The 24,031-nt window shown below is 59.9% G+C and carries 20 protein-coding genes and 2 pseudogenes; 10 read left to right on the top strand and 12 right to left on the bottom strand.

Features of this window, described 5'->3' with window-relative positions; genetic code table 11:
* Positions 1-125: 125 nt before the first annotated feature.
* From tssE to tssD, 3 genes and pseudogenes are all read right to left on the bottom strand, one after another.
* Positions 126-560, bottom strand: a complete 435-nt coding sequence (tssE, locus tag M0D68_RS09135; protein ID WP_093641465.1) for a type VI secretion system baseplate subunit TssE — start codon at positions 558-560, stop codon at positions 126-128.
* The gene (tssH, locus tag M0D68_RS09140) at positions 557-3,349 is read right to left on the bottom strand and encodes a type VI secretion system ATPase TssH (protein WP_266224213.1); all 2,793 of its coding nucleotides are present in this window, start codon (positions 3,347-3,349) and stop codon (positions 557-559) included. The genes tssE and tssH overlap by 4 nt, the downstream gene beginning before the upstream one ends.
* A 104-nt stretch (positions 3,350-3,453) precedes the next feature.
* A pseudogene (gene tssD, locus M0D68_RS09145) lies at positions 3,454-3,729 on the bottom strand (type VI secretion system tube protein TssD); the annotation flags it as partial.
* Between tssD and tssF the strand changes: the two are divergent.
* From tssF to M0D68_RS09170, 5 genes and pseudogenes are all read left to right on the top strand, one after another.
* Positions 3,728-4,777, top strand: a pseudogene (gene tssF, locus M0D68_RS09150) (type VI secretion system baseplate subunit TssF); the annotation flags it as partial. The pseudogenes tssD and tssF sit on opposite strands and share 2 nt — an antisense overlap.
* A gap of 74 nt (positions 4,778-4,851) precedes the next feature.
* Entirely contained in the window at positions 4,852-5,844 is a 993-nt protein-coding gene (gene tssG / locus M0D68_RS09155) for a type VI secretion system baseplate subunit TssG (RefSeq protein ID WP_200618534.1), read from the top strand.
* 29 nt (positions 5,845-5,873) lie between these two features.
* Positions 5,874-6,485 carry a type VI secretion system lipoprotein TssJ gene (gene tssJ / locus M0D68_RS09160; RefSeq protein WP_234486554.1) on the top strand — a complete coding sequence of 204 codons (612 nt, stop codon included), beginning with the start codon at positions 5,874-5,876 and terminating at the stop codon, positions 6,483-6,485.
* Positions 6,486-6,709: 224 nt separating this feature from the next.
* The gene (locus tag M0D68_RS09165; protein ID WP_200618507.1) at positions 6,710-7,384 is read left to right on the top strand and encodes a peroxiredoxin-like family protein; all 675 of its coding nucleotides are present in this window, start codon (positions 6,710-6,712) and stop codon (positions 7,382-7,384) included.
* 79 nt (positions 7,385-7,463) lie between these two features.
* The gene (locus tag M0D68_RS09170; protein WP_200618506.1) at positions 7,464-8,186 is read left to right on the top strand and encodes an SDR family oxidoreductase; all 723 of its coding nucleotides are present in this window, start codon (positions 7,464-7,466) and stop codon (positions 8,184-8,186) included.
* On the opposite strand, the gene M0D68_RS09175 is transcribed toward M0D68_RS09170, so the two are convergent.
* Positions 8,135-9,067, bottom strand: coding sequence for a LysR family transcriptional regulator (locus M0D68_RS09175; RefSeq protein WP_093641448.1), 933 nt, complete (start codon positions 9,065-9,067; stop codon positions 8,135-8,137). The two genes, M0D68_RS09170 and M0D68_RS09175, sit on opposite strands and share 52 nt — an antisense overlap.
* 432 nt (positions 9,068-9,499) lie before the next feature.
* On the opposite strand from M0D68_RS09175, the gene M0D68_RS09180 reads away from it, so the two are divergent.
* Entirely contained in the window at positions 9,500-10,603 is a 1,104-nt protein-coding gene (locus M0D68_RS09180; RefSeq protein WP_200618505.1) for an alkene reductase, read from the top strand.
* A 221-nt stretch (positions 10,604-10,824) separates the two neighbouring features.
* Here M0D68_RS09180 and M0D68_RS09185 read toward each other — a convergent pair whose 3' ends face one another.
* From M0D68_RS09185 to M0D68_RS09200, 4 genes are all read right to left on the bottom strand, one after another.
* Positions 10,825-11,412, bottom strand: coding sequence for a membrane integrity-associated transporter subunit PqiC (locus M0D68_RS09185; RefSeq protein WP_234486555.1), 588 nt, complete (start codon positions 11,410-11,412; stop codon positions 10,825-10,827).
* The gene (locus tag M0D68_RS09190) at positions 11,409-12,953 is read right to left on the bottom strand and encodes an intermembrane transport protein PqiB (RefSeq protein WP_200618532.1); all 1,545 of its coding nucleotides are present in this window, start codon (positions 12,951-12,953) and stop codon (positions 11,409-11,411) included. Before M0D68_RS09190 ends, M0D68_RS09185 begins: the two co-directional genes overlap by 4 nt.
* A 76-nt stretch (positions 12,954-13,029) precedes the next feature.
* A complete protein-coding gene (locus tag M0D68_RS09195; protein WP_200618531.1) occupies positions 13,030-14,307 on the bottom strand; it encodes a paraquat-inducible protein A in 1,278 nt (425 codons plus the stop codon).
* Positions 14,308-14,664: 357 nt separating this feature from the next.
* Positions 14,665-15,261 carry a TetR/AcrR family transcriptional regulator gene (locus M0D68_RS09200; RefSeq protein WP_093641439.1) on the bottom strand — a complete coding sequence of 199 codons (597 nt, stop codon included), beginning with the start codon at positions 15,259-15,261 and terminating at the stop codon, positions 14,665-14,667.
* 296 nt (positions 15,262-15,557) lie between these two features.
* Between M0D68_RS09200 and M0D68_RS09205 the strand changes: the two genes are divergently transcribed.
* Both M0D68_RS09205 and M0D68_RS09210 read left to right on the top strand, forming a co-directional pair.
* Positions 15,558-16,220, top strand: a complete 663-nt coding sequence (locus M0D68_RS09205) for a DUF3313 domain-containing protein (RefSeq protein WP_200618504.1) — start codon at positions 15,558-15,560, stop codon at positions 16,218-16,220.
* A gap of 78 nt (positions 16,221-16,298) precedes the next feature.
* Positions 16,299-16,520 carry a hypothetical protein gene (locus tag M0D68_RS09210; protein WP_093641434.1) on the top strand — a complete coding sequence of 74 codons (222 nt, stop codon included), beginning with the start codon at positions 16,299-16,301 and terminating at the stop codon, positions 16,518-16,520.
* A gap of 26 nt (positions 16,521-16,546) precedes the next feature.
* Here M0D68_RS09210 and M0D68_RS09215 read toward each other — a convergent pair whose 3' ends face one another.
* Positions 16,547-16,918, bottom strand: a complete 372-nt coding sequence (locus M0D68_RS09215; protein ID WP_200618503.1) for a hypothetical protein — start codon at positions 16,916-16,918, stop codon at positions 16,547-16,549.
* A 187-nt stretch (positions 16,919-17,105) separates the two neighbouring features.
* The gene (locus tag M0D68_RS09220; RefSeq protein ID WP_200618502.1) at positions 17,106-18,734 is read right to left on the bottom strand and encodes a methyl-accepting chemotaxis protein; all 1,629 of its coding nucleotides are present in this window, start codon (positions 18,732-18,734) and stop codon (positions 17,106-17,108) included.
* Between the two features lie 642 nt (positions 18,735-19,376).
* On the opposite strand from M0D68_RS09220, the gene M0D68_RS09225 reads away from it, so the two are divergent.
* A complete protein-coding gene (locus M0D68_RS09225; protein ID WP_200618501.1) occupies positions 19,377-19,850 on the top strand; it encodes a hypothetical protein in 474 nt (157 codons plus the stop codon).
* Positions 19,851-19,921: 71 nt separating this feature from the next.
* On the opposite strand, the gene phnY is transcribed toward M0D68_RS09225, so the two are convergent.
* Positions 19,922-21,376: a phosphonoacetaldehyde dehydrogenase gene (phnY, locus tag M0D68_RS09230; RefSeq protein WP_200618500.1), complete on the bottom strand. Its 1,455-nt coding sequence runs from the start codon at positions 21,374-21,376 to the stop codon at positions 19,922-19,924.
* 13 nt (positions 21,377-21,389) lie between these two features.
* Positions 21,390-22,625, bottom strand: coding sequence for a phosphonoacetate hydrolase (gene phnA, locus M0D68_RS09235; RefSeq protein ID WP_200618499.1), 1,236 nt, complete (start codon positions 22,623-22,625; stop codon positions 21,390-21,392).
* Positions 22,626-22,909: 284 nt separating this feature from the next.
* Here phnA and M0D68_RS09240 point away from each other — a divergent pair, with 284 nt between their 5' ends.
* Complete coding sequence (locus tag M0D68_RS09240; protein ID WP_234486556.1) at positions 22,910-23,920, top strand: putative 2-aminoethylphosphonate ABC transporter substrate-binding protein; 1,011 nt, start codon at positions 22,910-22,912, stop codon at positions 23,918-23,920.
* The last annotated feature ends 111 nt before the right edge of the window (positions 23,921-24,031 follow it).

The following is a 24,031-nucleotide window of genomic DNA, read 5'->3' on the forward strand; positions in this document are numbered from 1 at the left end:
GAGGTAAATCCGTTCCGAACGGCGACGCGGTTGCTGCCTTCCCGCGTCACGCCTCGTTCAGTGAAGTAACCGTCGGCCTTTGTAACGGAGCGCTCCGCTGTACCACCGGTTGCGGGCCCGCAGCGTCAATCGCGATCGCGTTCCGCCTGCAGCATCTTGAGTCGTGTCTGGCCGTCCGGCGTGAAGTGCGTGCCAAAGCGCACCAGTCCGCTCTGATGCAACTGGCAACTCAACGTGAAGCTCAGCAGCATGCCCGGCTCGGTATCCTCGATATCGATAGCGATCGATTCAAGGCGCGGCTCGTATTTCAACAGCGTCACTTCGATTGCATGTTTGAGCTTGTGCGCGGACGATGGCAGATGCCGATAGATCTCCGACAGATCGTCGAGTCCGTAGTCAGGTAAATGTGCGAGTCCATTGCGGCGGCTGTTCAGGATGCGTTGGATGTTGTCCTGTACGGAGAAGAAGGTCTGTGTTTGCGCATCGAAGTCGTCGACGACCGTGCCGTTTGCGAAGTGCCCGGTCACCAACTCGAAGAGCCCTGGTCCCCCACGCGTCATGTCAGCGCCTCCGCTGCGTCATCGAACTCCACGGTGATGCCGTCGTCATCCGAGAGCGACAGCCGGATCGCCCGCGGAAGCTTCCCACCAGATGTCGCGCGCGGCAGACGATGTCTTGCGATCCGCACCAGCAATTCCCGCGAGAGCACAGGCAGGATCTGCTGATCGAGCAGGCTGTCGATGTTGCGTGCGCCGGAGTCAGGCAACTGGCACGCGTGCGCGAGTTCGCTCACCAGTGCATCGTTGCAGACGAGTGGCACGCCGAAGCGGCGCTCGATGCGCCGTGCTACCTTGTCGAGTTTCATCCGCACGATTGACGCTAACGCCGCGTCCGACAGCGGCCGGTACACGACCGTCTGGAAGCGCGCGAGCAGTGCCGGCTGGAAGTGCTCGATCAGCAGCGGGCGGATTGCTTCCATCAACATGCCGGTGCTCAGTTCGCCGCCGGCTTCGGCGACAGCGTCTCTGGCCGCCATGATCTGCTCGCTGCCGAGATTCGACGTCATCAGGATCACCGTATTGCGGAAGTCGATGATGCGGCCTTCACCGTCGCGCATGAAGCCGCGGTCGAACACCTGATAAAAGAGGTTCAACACGTCGCGATGGGCTTTCTCGACTTCATCGAGCAGGATCACGCTATATGGGCGTTGTCGGACGGCTTCCGTGAGTACGCCACCCTGACCATACCCGACGTATCCCGGCGGAGAGCCTTTGAGCTGTGAGACGGTATGGGCTTCCTGGTACTCGGACAGGTTGATCGTGATCAGCGCTCGCTCGCCGCCGAACATCAGGTCGGCCAATGCACGAGCCGTTTCGGTTTTGCCGACGCCGGACGGCCCGACCAGCAGGAACACGCCAAGCGGCGCTTCGTCGGATTTGAGACCGGCCTTGGCGGCACGCAAGCTCTTGCCAAGTGCGGCGAGGGCGTCGTCCTGGCCGACCACGACCCGCGAGAGCCGTGTTTCCATATCGAGCAGGGTGGCGAGTTCGTCTTCGAGCAGACTGCCTACCGGTACGCCGGTCCAGTCGGCGATGACGCGCGCGATTGCGGCGTCGTCTACTTCCGCGTGAATCAGCGCGTCGGCGCCGTGTTTCGCCAGCGTTTCGTGTGCTGCGCGGATCGATTGCTGTAGGTCGCTGCGGATGGATTCGTCCGTTGCCGCGTGCCATTGTTGCCGCAGCGTCTGCAGCACGGTAGCGGCGTCTTTCTGTTCGGCGAACGCCGCTTCCAGTGCGCCGAGTTCGCTAGCGACTGAGGCGAGGCGGGTTTCGATGGCATTCAATCGTTCGCTGACTTCTGCGGAGGTCACGCCCTGGTCCTCGATTAACGCCGCACGTTCCACTTCGAGTGCGGCGCGCTCGGTGAGGCGCGCCGAAATTACCACCGGAGTCGCCTCAGTGCCCATGCTCACGCGTGCCGCTGCGGTGTCGAGCAGGTCGACCGCCTTGTCTGGCAACTGGCGGCCGGTCAGATAGCGGCGCGATAGCCGCACGGCCGCGGCCACTGCCGCGTCGGTGATGTGCACGCCGTGGTGCATTGCGTAGCGTTCTTTCAGGTCGCGCAGCATCAGACACGCGTTGTCGTCGTCGGGTTCGTCGACCTTGACCATCTGGAAACGGCGTTCGAGCGCGGCGTCGCGTTCAAAGTACTGCTTGTATTCGGACCACGTGGTTGCCGCGATCGTGCGCAGTTCGCCGCGCGCGAGCGCGGGCTTGAGCAGGTTCGCGGCGTCGGCGCCGCCGGCGCTATTGCCTGCGCCGATCAGCGTGTGCGCTTCGTCGATGAACAACAGGATCGGCGTGGGCGACTGCTGGACGGCTTCGATCACATTCTTCAGGCGTTGCTCGAATTCGCCTTTGACGCCTGCACCGGCCTGCAGCAGGCCGAGATCGAGCGTCAATACGCTGACGTCGCGGATCACCGCCGGCACGTCGCCTTCGGCAATCTTTAGCGCGAGTCCTTCGACCAACGCGGTCTTGCCGACACCAGGCTCGCCCACAAGGATCGGATTGTTTTTGCGCCGTCTGGCCAGAATGTCGACCATCTGCCGAATTTCTACTTCGCGGCCGAACACCGGGTCGATCCTGCCGTCGCGCGCTTTCTGTGTGATGTCGATGGTGAAGCGTTGCAATGCGTCGGTTCCTGGGCGCTCAGGGAGGCTGGCGCGCGGTGAATCGATCGCCGGAGAAGAACGCGTCGGCGTAGCCGGAGCGGTTGTGTCCACGGCGGAACGCATGCCGGAAGGTGAGTGTTCATCGTTGCTGGTGTTCGCCGTGGACGGTACGTTTCCAGCCGTGTGCACGACTGAAGTTAGCGCTTCGACCGAAACCCTGTCCAGTTCCGGCCTCAGGCGTTCGATCTGCGCGGCGGACACCGAGAGCAGCGGCCACGCATCCGGCGCACGCAGCAGATGCGGCGCATCGGCAAGCGCCGCAAACAGATGCGCCGATCGGATCGACGTGGCGCCCGCTTCGAGCGACGCACCCATCCAGGCCGCTTCGAGCAGTTGACCCAGCCGGTGAGACAGACCCGGTTTGCCGCGCAACTCATGCGGCAAGCGGTCGATGGCGCTCAGCAGACCGTTCCAGATGCTATCGACGTCGAGGTCGTAGCGGCGCACGATCGCGACCAGATCGCCTTCGCCCAGTTCAAGTAGCTTGATCAGCCAGTGCTCGACTTCGATATCCCGGTGGGCGCGCGCTTCGCACAGGTTCGCGGCTTCGGCGAGGGCGCGGGCGCAATGGTCGTTGAGGCGGCGCAGGAACGGGGAGAGGTCACGGGCGGTCATGGCAGGAGATCGGAAGGAAGAAACTCGCGAACCGGATTGACGGCGGCTCGCGCAAGAAAACGGCACCCCGGAGAGAACGACCAGGGGTGCCGGACCAGCTACATTTACGAGCGTTCGTTCCAGCTATCGGCGTGAATGATGTTGCCGTCCTTGTACGACCACGTGATTTTCTCGTAGCGCAGTTCGATCTCTTCCAGGTGATTGTGCTTCTCGTAGGCCGGATTCTTGATGTCCAGCATCTTCGGCTTGACGGCGACAACCTTCACGTTGTCGAGTTTCGTATTGAAGTACTCTTTCTCTTTGCCTGCGTCGTCGATCTTGTACCACTTGATCTCGACCGACTTGAGCGTCTGGCCGCTCGTCACCGCTTTGTAGAGGTATCAGTTGCTGCTCGAGTACTTCACGTTTCCAGAAAAATTCATGTTTGTGGACCTGCTCGGTCTGGACATGCAGGCGATCCCGCAAGACGCGCCGTATTTCGACGTCGAGGTCGCACTGCAGAAGCCCTATCCCGACGACTTGCGCTTCACTGCAGAAAATGTGCGCCTCTTCTGCACACCGATCATCAACCTGTTCCAGCTTGAAGCCGACCCGATCATCGCGACCCAGTTCGAAACCGAATATCGCGTTCACTCGATCGAGCAGCATGGGGACAATGTCGATGTGTATTCGGTCGACACCGTGCAGGGCTTCGAGGCGGGATCCGGCCAGCGCTTCGAATACGCGCCGTTCGCTTCGTTCCGTCATCGCGGCGGCATGCTGCGCCACGAAATGCCCGAACGGTATTTCCATACGCGCGTGCGGCGCGGGCCATCGGGACGGTTCGACACATGGGTGGTCCTCGGCGGCCACGCCTGGGAGAATCAGGTGACGTTGCCGAAGGAAACGCTGTCACTGTCGGTGACGGGCACTAACGGGCTGTTGCCGCGCAAGGGCCTTCGCGAAGCGGGTATCACCCGCATGCGCAGCGGCTTCACGAACATTGGCTCGGTGCGCAATCTGACTGCGCCGACGTTACCGGTTTACCCGCCAACCGGCGACCGCTTCCAGTGGCGCGTGCTGTCGCATCTCGCGCCGAACTATCTGTCGCTGCTGAACCCGGAAATTCTGCGCGGCGCGCTCGCGTTGTACGACTGGACCGAGGGCGAGATGAACAAACGCCGCATCGATGCCATCACCGACGTGCAGCACCGGCTGTTGCAGAAGCTCGTGAAGGGCGGGCTGCAGCGTGGCGTTGAAATCGAGGTGACGCTCGACAGCAACCGGTTTGCCGGCGAGGGCGACATCGAACTGTTTGGTGGGATGCTCAACCGTTTTCTTGGGCTGTACGCGACGTTGAACCTGTTCACAAAGCTCGTGATTGTGTCGCAGCCCACTGGCCGCCGCATTGAATGGCCGGATACGAAGGGCGAAGGAGCACCGTTTTGAACGCACCGAGCAAGGAGTTTCCGTCATACGCGGACCGGCAGTTGCTGCCGGCGCTGCTCGACGATGCGACGCGGATGAACTTCTTCCGCTTCTGCGAGCTGATCGAACTTGCCGCTCCCGACAAGCCGCCGCTGGGTGCGAGCGATTCGCCCGCTACAGAGCCAGTGCGGTTTCGATCGCGGGCGCGGATCGGATTTCCGAACCGTGAAATCGACGCGGTCGAATACGATCTGGACAACCCGTCGGCGCCACCGGCCGTTCGCACGACGTTTCTTGGCCTGTACGGGGTCGACGCGCGCATGCCGTCGTATTTCGTCGAAGAAGTCGCGCAGAACCGCGACGGCGCCGACCCGATGTCGAGTTTTCTTGATCTTTTCCATCACCGGGTCGTTACGCAGTACTACCGCGTGTGGCGAAAGTATCGTTACCCGGCCGGCTTCAGGAGCGGGGGCACCGACGAGATTTCGCGCTATCTGCTGAGCTTCGCGGGACTCGGCATTGGCACATCGGAGATCGCACAGGCGGTCGGCCCGCGCAAGCTGTTGTCGATGCTCGGGCTTGCGGGTCAGAAGACGCGCACGGCTGAAGGACTGAAGGGTGTGCTGCAGCATGCCGTGCCTGATGCACGCATCACGGTGGAGGAGTTCCATCCTGTATGGATCCGCGTAGACGATTACTCGCCGGGAGCGTTGGGTGAGGGCTGTCTGCTTGGCCGCGGTTTTTATGACCGGGCCAATGCTGTGCGCGTGATCATCACACCCCAGACGCGTGAATTGGTGCTCGGACTGATGCCGGGGCGGACCAATTACCAGGAACTCATGGCGCTGCTGCGATTTTACCTGGGCTATGAGGCAAGGGCGCATCTGGAAATGCACGTCAGTACGGAGCTCATGCCGGCTCAGCAACTGAACTCAGATCAGGTCAGCCTGGGCTACACCACCCAATTGGTGCAGCCCCGCAGGCACGATTCTGTCGCTGCAGTCACGCGCGTGCAGCTTGGCGAATGGACAGGGGGCAGCGAACGACGTGCCAACGAGGAGCGTGCGACGCACGGGCGCGGTATTTAACGGATATGGAACACAAAAGGATCAACAGAATGAAGCGACAGCTTCGAATCGGCGCAGCGGCGTTAGCCGTGCTTGCCGTCGCAGGCTGCGGCGTAGGGCAGGCAGTGAAGGACAGTACAGTGGACGCAGCGAAATGGGCGTTCACGACGCAGGTCAAGACCATGAACATGGATCTCGTCAGCCGGTCGTCACTAAACGCAAACGGCGCGGGGCAATCATTGTCGACGGTGGTGCGGATCTATCAACTGAAAACACCGCAGGCCTTCCAGCAACTCGACTACACGCAGTTGCAGACAAATGACCTTGCGGCGCTGAAGGCCGATCTGCTCGCGACCAAAGATGTCGTGCTGCGTCCGGACGCGAGCGCGAGCATCAGCGAGCCGATGAGCAACGATGCGGCGTATGTCGGCGTGGTCGCGTTCTTCCGCGACGCCGGCAAAGACTCGTCGTGGAAGCTGGTGATTCCGAAGAAGCAGTGGAAGAAGACCGACCCGGTGAAAATCGAGGCGCGCGACAACACGCTAAATCTCGTCGGTGCGACGGATGACACGATCAAGCGCAACGCACCGCAGCAGAGCGCGCCGAATCCCCCGAAGCCGAAACCGGCGGTAATCACGGAATATGGAACGCAGGCGGGGTGAGCGAACACATGCTTTTGTGTTAGTGCGGAGCGTACGCGACGGCAGGCTACCTGTTCAACCTGGGCGGCGCGCATCGGCGCACGGTCGAGGGTAAATCCAGCCATCACCCCTATGCCCAGCAGGAATGACAGTTATGCATCCGCGCTGTCTTCTCCACCGGTTTGCATTGCCGGACGATCCCTCCTACGCACTGTGCGTTCAACATCATCAGGAAGGAGATTGTCATGTCACTTCAAGCCAGGCTCGACGCATTCAAGGCCGATTTCAAAGGCGGCAAAGCCCCATTCTTTGCACCGCCGGAAATCCATCCGATCATGGAACGCGCGACGGCCGAACTCGTGGCGTCCGGCCAGGCCGCACGCGCTCTCAAAGCAGGCGACGTAGCACCGGAATTTACCCTCAATGATCCGGACGGCAAACCCGTGTCGTCTGTCGACCTGCTGAAGCAGGGGCCGCTCGTGATCAGCTTCTATCGCGGCGTATGGTGCCCGTATTGCAATCTTGAACTGACGGCCCTTGAAGAAGCGCTGCCGTCGTTCAAGGCCGAAGGCGCAAATCTGGTTGCGATCTCACCGCAGAATGCCGTGAACAGCCGCAAATCTGTCCGCACCAACAAGCTGAATTTCCCGATCCTGAGCGACACGCACAACGATGTCGCTGCCGCATTCGGCATCCGCTTTGCTTTGCCCGACTATCTCGTGGATCTGTACAAGAACCTCAAGAACGATCTGCCAGCGTTCAACGGGGACGACAGTTGGACGTTGCCGATGCCGGCGCGCTACGTGGTCGGGCAAGACGGAACGATCCTGTACTCGGAAGTCAACCCTGACTATACGCATCGTCCTGAGCCTCAGGATATGTTGCCGGTTCTCCGCAAGAAGGTTGTTTCGGCATCCTGATTCGGTCCTGCTTCGTTCCCGGCCGTGAACCGCCGGGAACGATTGAACAGGCAAGCCGGACCATCAACATCGAGGCAATATGAAATCACGCACTTTTCTTGTAACCGGTGCCAGCAAAGGCATCGGCAGAGCCGTCGCAGCGCGGCTGAACGCAGACGGGCACCGGGTTGTGGGACTGGCGCGTCAGGCAGACGACCCTGGCTTCCCAGGAACGCTCGTGTCTGTCGACCTGTCCGAGCGCGTGAAAACGCAGGCTGTGCTCGATAGGCTTGTGGCGGAATACAAGTTCGACGGCCTTGTCAATAACGTTGGCCTCGTCAAACCGCAGAGGCTGGGCGCCATCGATCTGGACACGCTTGACTCCGTCATGTCGCTCAATCTGCATCCCGCTATACAGGCGGCGCAAGCACTGCTGCCCAATATGAGCAACCAGGGCTGGGGGCGGATCGTCAACATTACGAGCCTCACTGTCCTTGGCATCGTGGAACGTACCGCTTATGCCGCCGCCAAGTCTGCCCTGGTGAGTTTTTCGCGCTCCTGGGCGCTCGAGTTGGCGACCACCGGCATCACGGTCAATTCCGTCGCGCCCGGTCCCACGGAAACCGAACTGTTCAGAGCCAACAACGCGCCGGGAAGCGAAGGGGAGCAACGCTATCTCTCCGCCGTCCCAATGAAACGCTTCGGCAAGCCAGACGAGATTGCCGCAGCGATCACTTTCCTGCTGTCCGACGATGCTGCTTTCATTACGGGTCAAACGTTGTTTGTCGACGGCGGCGCCTCGATCGGCAAGGCTTCAATCTGAGGGCCGAATATCTCCTCGATCCAGGCGACGAAAGCGCGTGCCTTTGCACTGACCATGCGCCCACTGGGAAAAACTGCCCACAGGTCGATACCCGGCAATTCCCAGTCGGGCAGCACGCGTTTAACCGCGCCACTTGCGAGTTCCGGCGTGAACATCCATTCCGAAGCGATCGCGACGCCCATGTCGGCGAGCACGGCCGCGCGCACGCCTTCCGCTGCGTTCACGCGGACGCGCCCGGTCACGACAATGGCCGTTTCCGAATTGCCTTGCCTGAACGACCACACGCTTCCGCCACCGCCTTGCTCATACACGATCGCCTGATGCGATAGCAGATCCGCAGGAGCCCGCGGTTCGCCGGCCTTTGCGAACCATGCCGGCGTGCCGACGACGCAACGCCGACCGTGACTGACCTTGCGTGCAGTCATGTTCGAGTCGCCAAGCACCCCCATCCTGAGCGCTACGTCGATGCCGCGTTCCAGCAGATCGATGTTCTCATCGTCGAGCACAATGTCGATGTTGAGTTCAGGGTGTCGATCAAGAAATGTCTGGAGCTGCGGAAGGATATGAATCCGCGCAAAGGTCACTGCTGCTGAAATCCTGAGACGACCCGAAATGGCGCCGGCCGATCCTCTTGCCGCAACCTCGGCCTCGTCCGCCTCTTCGATCGCCCGTTTTGCGCGCTCGTAAAATGCGTGGCCCGCTTCGGTCGGCGTCAACCCGCGCGTCGAGCGGAGCAGTAGTCGAACCGCAAGCCGCTCTTCGAGTTGCGCGATGGACTTGGAAACGGCGGGCTGCCCAACGTTCAGCAGCCGCGCTGCCGCCGAGAAAGAGCCGGACTCCACCACGCACACAAACGTTTCCATCGCTGTCAGTCGGTCCACGGTCGTCCCTCCTGGAACAGATGTTTGGGGCTCGTGCGTCGCACCATCAAACACGCGCGACGAAACCTGCTTGCCCGAAGATACACCACCGCGCCACGTTGTTTTCCGTAGCGGCGGCATAGCACTCATTCCGCACAGGCATACGGTAACGCGTTCTTATCCTCAGCGCCTTCCCTTGCGCGGTAGGTCGTTCATCGATCGAGACGAAGTTCACCCGATATGCCCCAAGGGAATGACTGTTATGCGGTCGCGCTGCCTACCCTGGCTCGTTCAATTCAACGACGATGCTTCTGTGTCTGGCGAACCGCTACCAGGAGCTCGTCTGACAGCAAATCGCCGTTGTGGCTCGCTGCCGCAGTTGCAAGAGCCATCGAACGTGTTACCGCACTCGTACCGCAAGCCGGTGCTAACTGATTCGCAAGGAGTAACTCCATGAGCAAGCTGTTTTCAGCCGTCAAAGTAGGTCCTTACACGCTTTCCCATCGCGTCGCGATGGCGCCATTGACACGCATGCGTTCGGAGCCCGGCGACGTGCCGGGCGATCTGATGGTTGAGTACTACACGCAGCGCGCAACCGAAGGTGGTCTCATCGTCACGGAGGCAACCCCCGTCTCGGTGCAGGGCTACGGCTATGCAATGGCCCCGGGAATCTACTCCGACGATCAGATCGCAGGGTGGCGCCGGATCACGGATGCCGTGCACGCCAAAGGCGCTCGCATCTTCCTCCAGTTGTGGCATGTAGGCCGTCAGTCTCACCCGGATCTTCAGCCAGGTGGCGCGGCGCCCGTCGCTCCGTCTGCGCTGAAAGCCGAAGGTCATGCGTATTCGGTGAACGGCGAAGTCGAATTTGCGATGCCCCGTGCGCTTGAACTGCACGAAATCCCCGCCATTATCGGGGACTTCCGCAGGGGTGCCGAGCGGGCACTGCGCGCGGGCTTCGACGGTGTCGAACTGCACGGCGCAAACGGCTACCTACCGGACCAGTTTCTCCAGGACGGTTCGAATGCTCGCACCGACGAGTACGGTGGGCCGATTGAAAATCGCGCCCGCTTCTTCCTCGAAGTGACGGACGCACTGATTTCGGTGTGGGGCGCGGAGCGGGTTGGCGTGCGCATTGCACCGAGCGGCACCTATGGCTCGATGTATGACAGCGATCCGGAAACCACCTTCGGTTACGTGACGGAGCAGTTGGACAAGCGCGGCATCGGCTATCTCCACGTGGTCGAGCCGCGCATCAAGGGGACGGAGACGATCGGCGAAGTTCATGACCCGGTCGCGTCGCGCCACCTGCGTCCGAAGTTCAGCGGCACGCTAATCGCTGCAGGCGGTTTCACGAAAGAGACTGCGGACGCGATCATCGAAGCGGGCCACGCGGACATCGTAGCGTTTGGTCGCCACTTCATCGCCAACCCCGATCTGCCCGAGCGTCTGCGGTTGAATCTGCCGCTCAACCGGTATGACCGTAGTACTTTTTATGGCGGCGACGCGCGCGGTTACACCGACTACCCGTTCCATGCTGAAACGCAGGCGGCGTAATTCTTCGCGCTACCATCTGGGTTCGAAAGGGTGGATTCCGGTACCTGACTCCCTTCACGCAAGTACGGCCTGAACGATGCAGCGACCGGTGCCAACGTGGTGCCGGTCGTTGCGCGATCCACTTAGCGCATGGCAAGGGGCAAGGTTCCAATCGATCTTGCGATTTTAATGAAAAGCTGACGGGCGTATTCTCCTGACGCGAAAGCGCGCACCCGGCGCTTTCACAATCGCGAAGCCGATTGCGTCGCCGCAGCAATATCCTTCGCTACGGACAACAGGGCTCGGCTGTGTGCCTTCACCAAACCATCGTAACCTGACCCGACAGCGCTCTGACGAACGACAGAACGTCCCGCAATCTGCTTTCCTCCGTTTGGAGGACGCACCGACCAGATGACGACCAGCGTCACCGTACCGTCCGCCAATGAATCGAAGTTCTGCACGTCAACCGTTACGCGGTAGGCGTTGTCGTTCGCACGCTGTGGAACAGTCGATACGATCGCTCCCGGAACGATCTCCGCCAGATCCGCGGCGAGTACGCGGGGAATCTGACTCTTCAACGGATCGGCCCAGCGCGCAAACTCGTCGATACGGACGCGGTTCGCGTCGAGCTTCGTGACTATTTGCGAACGATCGACCAGTTCGGGAACCGTAACCAGATCAATCGCGATCGCAATCGGACTCGCGCCCGGCGGCTGCTCAATATGCTGGACAGCGCTCAATGTGTAGAACGCCGGCGTCGGTGACGTTGCGCAGCCGGCGGCAAGAACAAGCGCGATCATCGATACAGGGAATGCTGAACGTAGGCTCATGGCTTGTCCTCGGTTTTGCCACGGATCAGCGCTTCGGGATGGCGTTCGAGATATTCCGCAAGCGAACGGATCGAGGCGGCAGCCCGCGAGACTTCGCGCATGGTGTCGGCGGTGCTTTGCTGTAAGGGCGAATCGCTTTGCATCGTGCGATTCACAGACGCGAGTGCTTCACGGGCTGCAGCCATCGTCGTTTTTGCGTCTGGCGCAATATCCGTATTGATCGTATTCAACAGCGTGTCCGCGTCACCCAGTGTCTTGCGCAAGTCCGTGGCTATTCCTTCAAAAGGAATACGGTTCAGCTTCGCGACGAGATCGGTAATGGATTCCTGGAGCCCTTGCAGATTGCCTGGCACAGTGGGCAGTTGCGGCGTCTTTTTACTCCAGTCCATGGTCACTTTCGGTGCGGAGGGGAAGAAATCGATCGCGATGTACAGCTGTCCGGTCAGCAGGCTCGCTGTTCTCAGTTGTGCCCGTAACCCCTTTGAGACCAGGTAGTCCGCAAACTCCTTTCGCGCGGAGGATATTTGGCCACCTTGGTCTTTCCATTCGTCGCGTGGGATGAGGCGCTCCGGGAAAATGTTGACTTCGACCGGGATACTGAATTCGCGCGTAGCCGGATCGAAATGTGTGTTGATCGCCGATACCTCGCCGATGACGATCCCGCGAAAGTCGATGGGTGCGCCCACGGTAAGCCCACGCACAGACTCTTTGAAGTTCAACACGTACTTGTCGGTGATTGTGTCGTGCCGCTTCATCGCCTCGGTTCGATTGAGGAAAAGCGGGTACTGGTGCAGGGCATCGGCTTCAACGCCAGCCCTTGTGTCGGGCGGACTCTCGAATGCCAGGCCACCAATCAGAATCGATACCAATGATTCGGTGTCCACCTTCACGCCCGTCGTATCCACGGTCACATCGACGCCGCTTGCATGCCAGAAGCGGGTGTCGTTCGTCACGTACTTGTCGTAAGGCGCATTGACAAAGACGTGGACGATCATGCCCGCGCCTTCGGGATCGAGTGCGTAGGAGACGATCTGGCCAACCTGAAGCCTTCTGAAGAACACCGGCGAACCGACATCGAGCGAGCCGAGGTTTTCACTCTTAAGCACGAACTCCCGCCCCGGTGCACCGGAAGCGAGGACTGGCGGTGACTCGAGTCCGATAAAATCGCGTCGCGCCTTTTGCGATGTACCGATATCCATTCCGACGTGGGAGCCGGACAACAACGTGCCGATGCCCGATACCGTGCCGCCCGATATACGCGGCCGAACGACCCAGAAGCGGGTATCGTCGACGAGCATGCTGGAAGCGTTGCGGGACATTTCAGCGCTTGCCAGCACCGTCTTGTGATCGTCGGAGAGTTCAACGTTCCTGATTACGCCAACATCGACGTTCTTGAACTTGATCTTCGTCTTGCCGGCCTCAATACCCTCGCCAGTGGAAAACCTGATCGTGATAGTCGGGCCTGTTTGCATGACGGACTTCACGGCCAGCCAGCCGGCGATCAGCACGGCGACTATGGGCACCAGCCACACGAGCTGCATGCGCCACTTCGAATGTTTGACAGCAACGGCGCTTGGAAAACCGGACGTATCCTGGTCATCTTTCTGTCCGGACAATTCATTCACGTTCTGACTCCACTGCGTCCCAGATGAGCCGAGGATCGAATGACAACGCGGCGAACATGGTCAGCACGACTACCGCGCCGAAAGCGATCGATCCGGGACCTGCGTCGATTGTTGCGATCGAACCGAATTGCACGAACGCGACAAGGATAGTGATCACGTAGATATCAAGCATCGACCAGCGACCGACAAACTCAACGACTCGATAAATACGTGTACGTTGGTGGGGGATTTGCGGAGAGCGCAACTGGGTACTCCAGGCGAGATAGGCTAACGAAAGAATTTTGAGCACGGGCACCACGATGCTTGCGATGAAAACGATTGTTGCCAGCAACCACGACCCGGAGGTCCAGAGCAACACGACGCCGCTCAGGATCGTGTCGGAGCGGGCGCCAAATAAGGTACTGGTGACCATGACCGGCAGCAGAATGGCGGGGATGTAAAGGACCATGGCGGCGAACAGGAATGCCCACGTGCGAGCCAGGCTATTGGGCTTGCGCGAGTGCAGCACTGCGCCACAACGTGGGCAGATTCCGGCGTGGACATCGGGGAAAAGCGGCTTTGAGAGCAGGCCGCAATCGTGGCAGGCGAACAGGCCAGCACGTGCGGCAGTTGCTGCTGTGATACGTGCATTCTGTGCGTGTGAGATGCCGGCGTCGCGACGCAACGTGTCGATGCGAGCCCATAGTTCACGGGGGTCAAACGCAACCGCCGTAGCGGCAAGCAGAACCATCACGGCTCCGAACGCCCACGCGCCTACCCCGGGGACGACTGTCGCGATGTGCTGGAGTTTGACGAGCGCGATCAGCATCCCCACCATCAGCACCTCAATCATTCCCCATGGTGCAACGTGCCGCAGCACACGAAGAACAATTTCAGGCTTGTGGGGAAAGCCGCCTGTATGCAGCGGCAGGAGAAGATAGATCACCGCTGCTATGTTCAATGAAGGCATCAGAAGCGTGGTCACGAACACAAGGCCCGCAATCGGCCACATGCCATCGGCGTAAAGCGCGGACGCTGCGCCGAAAAGGGTGGTTTGGACAGATGCCCCATTGACCCAGAGTTCAAAGATCGGAAAGCGGTTGGCAACAGCGAAGAGGATTGCCGCGGCTAAGGTGAACGCCAGTGCCCAATCGTGCGACATTGATACGTTTCGATATCGATAGAGCGCAGCACCACATCGTTGACATCGCGCAGTACCGCGTTCAACGAGCGGCGCTTCTCGCTGAAGGAAGTCACATTCGTGACAGGCGATCAAGTTGTCTCTGTTCATCTTCTGCATCCGCTCGTGGAAACACGATCGAGAAACGCCCCGGTCTGGCTTTCGGGGTGAGGGTCGTAAGGGAGTAGGCATCGGCTAACTCGACGGGGTTGGGGCCGATTGGCCGTTGCCTTCGAACGTGTCTTTCTGGGAGGTCCCAGAGCGGACGATTCAGGTGAGGCCTCAGCGTAGCACTGCAAATACTCGATGTAAACCGGATAGACGGTTTGTATTGTTCGCGGAGTTTCACTGCGATCAGGGCAATACGCACGTGTTAGAAGTGTTGCGCTCCCGACGTAAAGGGTCGAGGCAGCACACGACCTGGGGCGTGTGAAAACGCCCCGATCGCCTAAAGGGATTTAATGGCGGTTAGCGCGCCGACCGCTTACGAGGCTTGGGTTGTGGAACCTGCGCCGGCCAACTTTCTTCGTCAAGAAGACGGTCGAATAGTCTGTTCCGCGCCGAATTGCTCAATTGCGAGAGTCCCATCAAGGAATGAAATGCGAGACCGCTAGCCGCAAAGTATCGCAACAATGACAAGTCGAGGTCAGGCGCCTCATCCTGCAACGCCTTCATTTTCGCCGTGTCAGACGCCTTGAGGCTTTCGAGCAATTCAGGACTCTCGACGAGCGCTGCGAGAATGGCCCGTGCCACAGAATGCGGCTGATTCGAGGATTCCCGATACATTGCAATCTGGGCTGCAAGCGTTGGCTCCGCCTTTGATGCGCCTTCCTTTGCGATGTATTCGCGTCCGATTTGCTCGAACTGAATCTGATGCTGTTCCAGCAGCGCGCACAGCACGCCGTGCTTGGTGCGGAACTGGTGAAGCAGTCCACCCTTACTGATACCACTTTCACGCGACAGCGAATCGAACGTAAGCCCGCCCACACCGTCTCGGGTGAGGATGGTGAAAGCGGCAGCAATCGCTTTTTTGCGGGAAATCTCCGAGCGGGTCTGGTTATCCATTATCGATATTGATGACGTTGCGACGATTGCAGCGCGCACCGAATCCGCTGGCGCGCCTCTCTTCTGTTGGTGGACAAATAGCCGGCTGCGACGCACTGCTGGCGAACGGCCTTATGTGCCGCCCACGGAGCAAGCGGTCTCCTGACAAGGCGTAATTGTACGCGCTCATTTTTTTAATGTACAGACCGTCTGGACGGTTTACATCTTATTCTGCCGATGCTACTGTGGCGACCTGATCAGTTCTCGCCTGAACTGAGCGCCATCTGGCACTTAACTGGGCTTTCGAGGAAACCTAAATGTTCAAGAACAAACTAGTACCGCTTCTTTTCGCCGGAGTCGCGGTGCTAACCCTGACAGCGTGTGCCGGCGTGCAACCGGTGGCCTACACGGGTATCGCATCGTCGTCGCAGTTGAAGCAGAACCGCGATGACGACTCAGGCAAGGTTCCCTACAAGTACGCCACTTCAGTCGCCTGGCCCCAATACACGCAGGTGATACTGGACCCGGTTACCGTGTATCAGGGCAGCGACAACCAGTTCGGCGACCTGAAAGAGGCCGACAAGGCGGCGCTCGCCGATTACATGGGGAAGACGTTCTCGGAGAAACTCGCGAAACGGTTCAGCGTTGCGAACCAGGCCGGCCCGAATACGCTAAGGATCAAGCTGACACTCACGGGCGCCGAAAAAACAACGTTACTCGTCGGGCAGTTCATGCATTTCGACCTTGCGGGCAATCTTTATAACGGCGTACAGGCAGTCCGCGGGGGGCAGGGCGCATTCAGCGGCTCGGTGACCTACTCCGTGGAGGTCTTTGACGGCACCAGCGGCCGTCTGCTGAAGGCATACGTTTCGAAGCAGTATCCGAATGCCATGAATCTGCCGGCAGCTTTTGGTTCGTTGGGTGCCGCGAAGACCGGCCTCGACAAGGGCGCTGATGCGCTGGTGGAACAGCTTCGTTAACTGGTCCGTCTGTTACCCGGGTACCGGAACTCGCCGCAGCGATAGCGCGGCCGTTTCGGACTTCTATGAGGTTTGCGAATGCGGCCCTTTGCCGAAGTGGTTGTTTCGTTCGCGCCCCCGCCTTTGATGGTTGCGATCGTTTTCTCAGTCGCGTACCTGCTAGTGGGGATTCCGGTCCATTTCACGCGTGGCGCGACCGCCAGGGACTGGCTCGGCACCCTGGCCGGCATTTTTGCTGCACTCGCATACATCGTGCTGGTTGTGGGCTTTTATCCGGGGGTTCAAACTGCGGCACGATAGACACGCTTCTCGGACGGCCGCGAGCGCTAGCGTGATTTTCGCAAATTGGCCATGATGGTATTGATCTGCGTGTCGAAGTGTTCGAACCACACCTGCGTCGCTTCCAACTGTGCGATGACCTCCCGAAAGTGGGCTTCACTCGCTTCGACGGCGCACTCGGCATCGACGATCGTCTCGGGGGCCGTCTGCGTGCCAAGCGCAAGCGTGGCGAACGACTCGATCTCGCCGCGGGCGCTATGAGTCTGAGCCGTGAGTTCAGTCAGTAGCGTTCTCAACATTTGCAACTGATCGTGCCAACCGTTCTCTGAACGACGCAACTCTTCGATAAAAAGACCGATGTCGGCGCCAGGGGAAATGTTTGCCAGGGCGGCGGTGCTCTGTCGCAGATGATCCAGCACGGCGAGACAACCCTCAGCGCGCTCGATCAGCCCCTTCGCCTGATCATGCGCCTCAGTCATCCGCGCTTTAAGCGACGTGGCGCGAGCGCAAAGCCGCGCCTGTAGGACAAACGTCTGCGGATTCACCTGTAAGTGTCCATCTGAAGGAGTTCGTGGATCGCGATGGATGACGCGTCTATGGGGTTGCTCAACGCGCCGCCATCGCGAGATCGCGACGGACGGTCAACGCATTGTTTCCGACGGCGCGCGCAGGCGTTCGTGTGGACTCCGTGTCCGTTGTACTGAACACCAGAACGGCGTCCAGCAGCTTCGAAGACTGCTCCTCGAGGGACTGCGCTGCTGCCGCGGCCTGCTCGACAAGTGCCGCGTTTTGCTGGGTCACGTCATCCATTTGTGTCACGGCCTGGTTGACCTGCTCGATGCCCCGGCTCTGTTCCTCCGAAGCGGCGGCGATTTCCCCCACGATGTCGGCGACTTGCCTGATCGCCTGCTTCACCTGTCCGATGGTGACGCCCACATCAGTTGCCTGCTTTGAGCCGCCCTGAATCATCGCAACGGACGTGCTGATCAACTCCTTGATTTCCCGCGCGGCAGTGGCCGAACGTTGCGCAAGACTGCGAACCTCGCTGGCGACGACCGCAAAACCACGGCCCTGCTCACCGGCACGCGCTGCCTCGACTGCCGCGTTCAGCGCGAGGATATTGGTCTGAAATGCGATCCCCTCGATGACGCTCGTGATATCGCGGATCTTGCTGGAGCTTTCGCTGATCCGGCCAATGCTTGCCACCATGTCCTGCACCGCCTGGTTGCCGGCGTGCGCCATGTCCGTTGCTCCCGAGGCCAGAGTATTCGCCTGGCGGGCATTGTCCGCGTTCTGTCTGACGGTCTCGGTCAACTGCGTCATGCTGGCTGCGGTTTCCTCCAGCGACGCTGCCTGCTCCTCCGTCCGCGCCGACAGATCGAGATTGCCACTCGCGATTTCGCGTGAAGCGACTGTGACCGACTCGGCCGAGGCCTTGATGCCGCGAACGGTATTGCTGAGTTTGCCGTCCATGGTTTTCAACGCGTCGAGCAGCAGCCCGAATTCGCCGCGTATATCGACGGTAATCCGGTTTTCGAGCTTGCCCTCAGCGATCCGGTTGGCGATGTTGACTGCCCGGTCAAGTGGCCGGGTAATCACGCGCATAAGGTAAATCGACATGCCGCCCGCAATCAGTACGCCCGTGCTGAGGAGCGCGACAGTCACCATGAGCAGCGTTTTGTAGGTCGATTCACCGTCGTCGGCAAACTGCTTTGCCTCGAGTACATTTATTTTCGTGTCGTCGCTCAATGCCAGATTCAATGCGTCGGAAAGACTCGCCGTGCTGTTGATCAGGTCCGATGCCGCATCGAATTTCCCGGCTTTCAGAAGCGTAATGATGTTGCCTGTCTGCGTCATTAACTCCTTGAGCGCGCGGTCAGCCCGGTCGGCGGCCTCCCGTTCGGTCGGGTTCGATACCGCTGCGGGATAGTATTGCGGCCAGACCTTATCGATTGTTGCGAGCTCGCTCTGAGCAATCGGCAACATTTTTTCGAGTGTGGCGGGCGTTTTTTCGATCTGAATGCGCCTGAGCTTGACCCTGATGTTCAGTTGCGCCGCACGTACCTCGGAGATCTGCGCAAGCGGAACTACGGTGCCCCCGTACGTCTCGCTCATGTTCGAGTTCAGTCTTGCGAGCCCGACAATCGCCATCACGCCCATCGCGGCCATCAGTGTGATGCAGGCCCCGAGGACGACAATGATCTTGAACCGAATGGTGTAGATGAATTTATTCATTTTGTTATCCTTCAGGACGCTTTCAGGGGACATAGTGTTGCGCCAAAGGAATTGAGGGCGCCTCCTCAGTAGGTATACGGCGACGTCGAGATGCAGCTTGATGTCAGGATTTCCTGATTTTTGGCTAGGCATATCCTGCAGGTCCGCGGCGCGGTTGGATCGCAGCGCGTTGACGTAAGAGTCTGTAATGGTTGGATTTCTCGTTCCAGGCTGCTTGCACGGCTAGCTGCCGATGGAAGCGATGGTGGTTGCCACATTGAAGGGATTCATTTCGTAAATCCTGACACGCAACACCCGATAGTAACTATCGATCGTATTGATCAGTACATCGACATTTCGACCTCTATCGAGTGTGATCAGGCTGACTATAATCAACTGGTCCAATAAGACGTCGAGACCCGCTGGCCGGACTGGTTGGTGCAGTGCACTCTCCGCTTACTTGACACGCGTGCACCGTTAGCCTTTCATGAATGGACAGCCAATGTTGGGCTGACAGAACAGGCAGGGAGCCAGCCGTGACATCCGCCCGCCATACCATGATGTGGGAAGCTGCCGTCGACGCGCTACGTGAGTTACTCGAGACCAAGGCGGTAAAGCGCTGATAGTGCCGTAGATTACTCACTCTTCAATGGGGACCCAATAATGAAACTCGAACATTTTCCCAATCAGCGACTCAAGGAACGCGAAAAAACTGGACCGCACCTGACCGCTCAGGAGCACTTGGGCCTGAACGGTAGGATCGCCCTCGTCATCACGAACGCGGTTGGCACGATGTGGTGTGCCTATGTCTTTGCGGCGATTGCGCTTATTAGTTTGCCATCCGCCGTTCAGGGCGGCGTGTCGACGCTGATCGCCTGGATCGCTCAAACTTTTTTGCAGTTGGTACTGCTGTCAGTCATCATGGTGGGCCAGAAGGTTGCGGCCGCAGCCTCAGACAAGCAGGCGCTACAGACCTACAAGGACGCTGAGGCGCTCCTGAATATCCAGGATGAGATGCACCGGCTCATCGAGATCAACAATTCGCTAACCGAAGCAATCCATCGCGCGGTGACGGCAAAGGGAGCATCGGCGGCCGAGCAGCCGAACGTTTCCGGCGACTCCAGCAAGCCAGCGTGATTCCAGGCGAACCGCGGCAGTGTGGGCGCGTGATGAGAAGCGCGTCAGCGCTTCTCATCCTCACATCGCATTCACCACGGCAGCGAGTAGGTCTTCGTATTGGTAAAGCTCTTCATGGCTTCCTGCACCCCTTCCTTGTAGCCGAGTCCCGAGTCCTTCACGCCGCCGAAGGGCGTGAGTTCCAGCCGATACCCCGGCACTTCGCGCACATTCACGCTGCCCACTTCCAGTTCGGTAATGAGCCGCGTGATGTAGTCGAAGCGGTTCGTGCAGACCGACGATGACAACGCATAGTCCGTGCAGTTCGACATGCGGATCGCTTCGTCGATGTTGGCAAAGCGCATGATCGGCGACACCGGCCCGAACGTCTCGTACTTGACGAGCGGCATGTCGGGCGTGACACGATCGACCACCGTTGGCGAGTAGAGCGCGCCGTCGCGCAGATTGCCTGCAAGCAGACGGGCGCCGCGCGACAGGGCGTCGTTGACCTGGCGTTCGCAGAACTGCGCGGCCGCTTCGTCGATGACCGTTCCCATGTCGACCGAACTATCCGCCGGATTGCCGTACTTCCACGCGCGTGTCTTGTCCACGACGAGGTCCGTGAAGCGGTCGGCGACGGACTCGTGTACCAGCATGCGCTTGATGGCGGTGCAACGCTGGCCCGAATTCTTGTATGAGCCGGACACCGCGAGCGAACTGGCTTCGTCGAGATCGGCATCTTCCATCACGATGATCGGGTCGTTGCCGCCCAGTTCGAGCACGGCGCGCCGGTAGCCCATGCGCGAGGCGATCGATTTGCCGATCGAGACGCCACCGGTGAAAGTGATGAGATCGATCGCGGGGTTCGTGATCAGCTCGTCGGCAATCACGCTCGGGTCGCCCGTCAACACCTGCAGCATCTGCACCGGCAAGCCTGCCTCATAGAGAATGTCGGCAAGCAGATAGCATGACAGCGGCACTTTCTCCGACGGTTTCACCACGATGCGATTGTTCGTGGCAATCGCCGGCACGATCTTGTGCGCGACCTGATTCATCGGATGGTTGAATGGCGTAATAGCGGAGATCACGCCCAGCAGCGGATCGCGTTGCGTATAGACGCGCCGCTTCTTGCCGTGAGGCGTGAGGTCACACGAGAAAATCTGGCCGTCGTCTTTCAGCACCTCGCCCGCGCCGAACACCAGCACGTCCGCGACGCGGCCGGCTTCATAGATCGAATCCTTCTTGCACAAGCCCGCTTCCGCCGTGATGACGGCGGCGATTTCCTCGTTGCGTGCCCGTACTGCATCGGCCGCACGGCGCAGGATCGCGGCGCGCTCGTAGCGGGTTAGCGCCGGGCGATACGCGCGTGCGAATTCGAACGCGCGGCGCACGTCTTCGAGCGTCGCTTTCGGCACGGTGCCGACGAGCGTGCCATCGTAAGGATTGCGCACTTCGATCACTTCGTCGCGGAAGATTTTCTCGCCGCCGATACGCAGCGCTTCATGACGCACCTGCAATTGAGCCTTGATTTCAGCAACAGCGTTCATGTCTGATCCCCGATCATTGAAGATGGTTGAGTGCGATATCGATGATGTCGAAGTTACGTAACCGTGCCCGCTCGCCGACCGACTTCGCGACCGGCTGATTGAACAGAAGCGGCACGATCTGTTCAGCAAGACCACCATGCGAGCGCAGCGGCACGTCGAGGCCGGACAGATCGTGCTTAATACGTCGCGTGCCGAGCACCACGTCTTGCGTTGAAATCACGATGAGGTCGCCCATGCGCGCAGGCGGAAGTTCGAAGCGCGCGCAGCCTTCGGCGCCAGTCAGCACCAGTTCGATGCCGGGTTCCGCGGCGAGCCGGCGGCGCGTTGCTTCGAGATCGGCCGAGGCGGGAAGATAGACCGTCGCGAACGATCCGAGCGCGCCGTGATGCACGACGTAGGGGTCCGTGATCGGCAGGATCACGCGGGCAGCGTCCTCGCCGAGCCACTCGTCGAAGCGTTCCTGCAGATAGATCACGTTGGGTTCACCGTCTTCGTTGTGCTTCGCATTCATGCCGTGATCGGCCGTGACCGCGACGATCGCACCCAGCTCGTCGAGCCGCTGCAGATAGCCGTCCATCATCTGATAGAACGCGTTGGCGCCAGGGGTGCCCGGGGCGCATTTGTGCTGTACGTAGTCGGTTGTCGACAGGTACATCAGGTCGATATCGCGGGTTTCGAGCAGGCGCACGCCGGCTGCGAACACGAACTCGGACAGCTCCGCGCTGTAGACGCTCGGCACCGGCTGACCGACCAGTTCGAGCAGGTTGTCGATGCCGTTCTCTTCGAGCGTTGCTTCGTCGGCTTTCTCCGCCGAGAAGCAGATGCCCTTCAGGCCTTTGCCGAGCAGCCGGCGCAGTTTGTCCTTTGCAGTGACCACCGCGACATGCGCGCCCTGTTCGGCGAAACCGGCGAGCACGGTAGGAGCGACCAGGTACTTCGGATCGTTCATCAGCACCTCGGTGCCGCTGTCGCGATCGAAAAAGTAGTTGCCGCTAATGCCGTGCACCGCGGGCGGTACGCCGGTCACGATCGACAGGTTGTTCGGGTTCGTGAAGCTCGGCACCACGCATTCGCCCTTGAGCGACGTGCCGGGCCGCAGCAGCGCGGCCAAAAAGGGCGCGACTCCCGCCGCGGCCGCCATCTCCAGATATTCATACGCGCAGCCGTCCACGCAGACCACGACGACGGGTCTGCGCATCCAGTTGTAGCTGCGGCCGTTCACTTCAATGGAAACCGGTGCTTCGCTCATGACATGTCCTCTTGGCTAGGGGTAAGTCGGGTAATGACGATGTGGCGTTATGTGGCAAAGTGAGGCAATACTTGACATTAAAATTGATGCTTTGTAGATTGTCAACAACAGACAACAAATCGCAAATCATCAACCGCAGTCATCAGCAGTTGCTTAAGAGGGTTGCAACACGCAGTCGTCCCGTAGCACCGGTCGTTTTCGTCGCTGGCCGCGACGCCACTTTCTCAAGGGGTCTGGAAATGAAGGAACAGTCGGGGTTTAAAGCTTGTAGAGGTCGTCTGAATATGGCGTTGCGCTGTCTGGTCGCCGCCACCGTCACGCTCGGCGCGGTCCAGTTCGCGCAGGCAAAAACGCAGTTGCTCGTCTACACGGCGCTCGAAGACGAAGCGATGAAGCCCTATAAAGACGCGTTCGAAAAGGCCAACCCGGATATCGAAATCCGCTGGGTGCGCGATTCGACTGGCGCAGTCACGGCCAAGCTGCTTGCCGAAAAGAACAATCCGCGTGCCGACGTGGTGCTTGGACTCGCGGCATCGAGCCTGACGCTGCTCGATCTGCAGGGCATGCTGATGCCTTACGCACCGAAGGGCTTCGACAGTCTGACGCGCAAGTACAGCGACACGAACACGCCGCCGCACTGGGTCGGCATGGACGTGTGGGGCGCGACGGTCTGCTACAACCGCGTCGAAGCGGAGAAGCGCCATTTGCCTAAGCCCACGTCGTGGGAAGACCTGACCAAGCCGGTCTACAAAGGCATGATCGTGATGCCGAGTCCGGTGTCGTCCGGTACCGGCTATCTGGACGTGACGTCCTGGCTGCAAACCTTCGGCAAGGACAAGGGCTGGCAGTACATGGACGCGTTGGACAAGAACGTCGCGCAATACGTGCACTCGGGTTCGAAGCCCTGCACGCTGGCGGGCACCGGCGAATTTCCGATCGGCATCTCATTCGAATTCCGTGGCCACGAGTTGCAGGCGCAAGGCGCTCCCATTGACCTGATCTTCCCGAAAGAAGGCTTGGGCTGGGACATGGAAGCCACCGGCATCATGAAAACGACAAAGCAGCCGGACGCGGCCAAAAAACTCGCGGACTTTATGGCCAGCAAGGAGGCCAATGAAATCACCGCGCAGTGGTGGGCGATCGTTGCGTACCCGGGTGTCGCGAAGAAACTCTCCGGTATCCCCGACAACTATTCGGAACTGCTCGTGAAGAACGATTTCACATGGTCCGCAAAGAACCGCGACGCAATTCTCGAAGACTGGCAAAGGCGCTACGGCAACAAGGAACAAAAGTAAGACCAGGTTCAGCCGGGTCTTGACGAGGGGCGCCGGGGCGCGCGCTGCGTGACCCCCGAACGACGCAGCGACACAGCGCACGGCAGTGCGTCGCGCCACGTCGACATGCAA

This window comes from Paraburkholderia sp. SEWSISQ10-3 4, assembly GCF_030464785.1.
In the GTDB taxonomy this organism is placed as follows: Bacteria; Pseudomonadota; Gammaproteobacteria; order Burkholderiales; family Burkholderiaceae; genus Paraburkholderia; species Paraburkholderia aspalathi.

What these genes read in the sequence shown, in the direction of transcription:
- tssE (WP_093641465.1), bottom strand. Translation starts at nt 560, where the DNA reads ATGACGCGTGGGGGACCAGGGCTCTTCGAGTTGGTGACCGGGCACTTC.
- tssH (WP_266224213.1), bottom strand. Translation starts at nt 3,349, where the DNA reads ATGACCGCCCGTGACCTCTCCCCGTTCCTGCGCCGCCTCAACGACCAT.
- tssG (WP_200618534.1), top strand. Translation starts at nt 4,852, where the DNA reads ATGAACTTCTTCCGCTTCTGCGAGCTGATCGAACTTGCCGCTCCCGAC.
- tssJ (WP_234486554.1), top strand. Translation starts at nt 5,874, where the DNA reads ATGAAGCGACAGCTTCGAATCGGCGCAGCGGCGTTAGCCGTGCTTGCC.
- M0D68_RS09165 (WP_200618507.1), top strand. Translation starts at nt 6,710, where the DNA reads ATGTCACTTCAAGCCAGGCTCGACGCATTCAAGGCCGATTTCAAAGGC.
- M0D68_RS09170 (WP_200618506.1), top strand. Translation starts at nt 7,464, where the DNA reads ATGAAATCACGCACTTTTCTTGTAACCGGTGCCAGCAAAGGCATCGGC.
- M0D68_RS09180 (WP_200618505.1), top strand. Translation starts at nt 9,500, where the DNA reads ATGAGCAAGCTGTTTTCAGCCGTCAAAGTAGGTCCTTACACGCTTTCC.
- M0D68_RS09185 (WP_234486555.1), bottom strand. Translation starts at nt 11,412, where the DNA reads ATGAGCCTACGTTCAGCATTCCCTGTATCGATGATCGCGCTTGTTCTT.
- M0D68_RS09190 (WP_200618532.1), bottom strand. Translation starts at nt 12,953, where the DNA reads ATGCAGCTCGTGTGGCTGGTGCCCATAGTCGCCGTGCTGATCGCCGGC.
- M0D68_RS09195 (WP_200618531.1), bottom strand. Translation starts at nt 14,307, where the DNA reads ATGAACAGAGACAACTTGATCGCCTGTCACGAATGTGACTTCCTTCAG.
- M0D68_RS09200 (WP_093641439.1), bottom strand. Translation starts at nt 15,261, where the DNA reads ATGGATAACCAGACCCGCTCGGAGATTTCCCGCAAAAAAGCGATTGCT.
- M0D68_RS09205 (WP_200618504.1), top strand. Translation starts at nt 15,558, where the DNA reads ATGTTCAAGAACAAACTAGTACCGCTTCTTTTCGCCGGAGTCGCGGTG.
- M0D68_RS09210 (WP_093641434.1), top strand. Translation starts at nt 16,299, where the DNA reads ATGCGGCCCTTTGCCGAAGTGGTTGTTTCGTTCGCGCCCCCGCCTTTG.
- M0D68_RS09220 (WP_200618502.1), bottom strand. Translation starts at nt 18,734, where the DNA reads ATGAATAAATTCATCTACACCATTCGGTTCAAGATCATTGTCGTCCTC.
- M0D68_RS09225 (WP_200618501.1), top strand. Translation starts at nt 19,377, where the DNA reads ATGAAACTCGAACATTTTCCCAATCAGCGACTCAAGGAACGCGAAAAA.
- phnY (WP_200618500.1), bottom strand. Translation starts at nt 21,376, where the DNA reads ATGAACGCTGTTGCTGAAATCAAGGCTCAATTGCAGGTGCGTCATGAA.
- phnA (WP_200618499.1), bottom strand. Translation starts at nt 22,625, where the DNA reads ATGAGCGAAGCACCGGTTTCCATTGAAGTGAACGGCCGCAGCTACAAC.
- M0D68_RS09240 (WP_234486556.1), top strand. Translation starts at nt 22,910, where the DNA reads ATGGCGTTGCGCTGTCTGGTCGCCGCCACCGTCACGCTCGGCGCGGTC.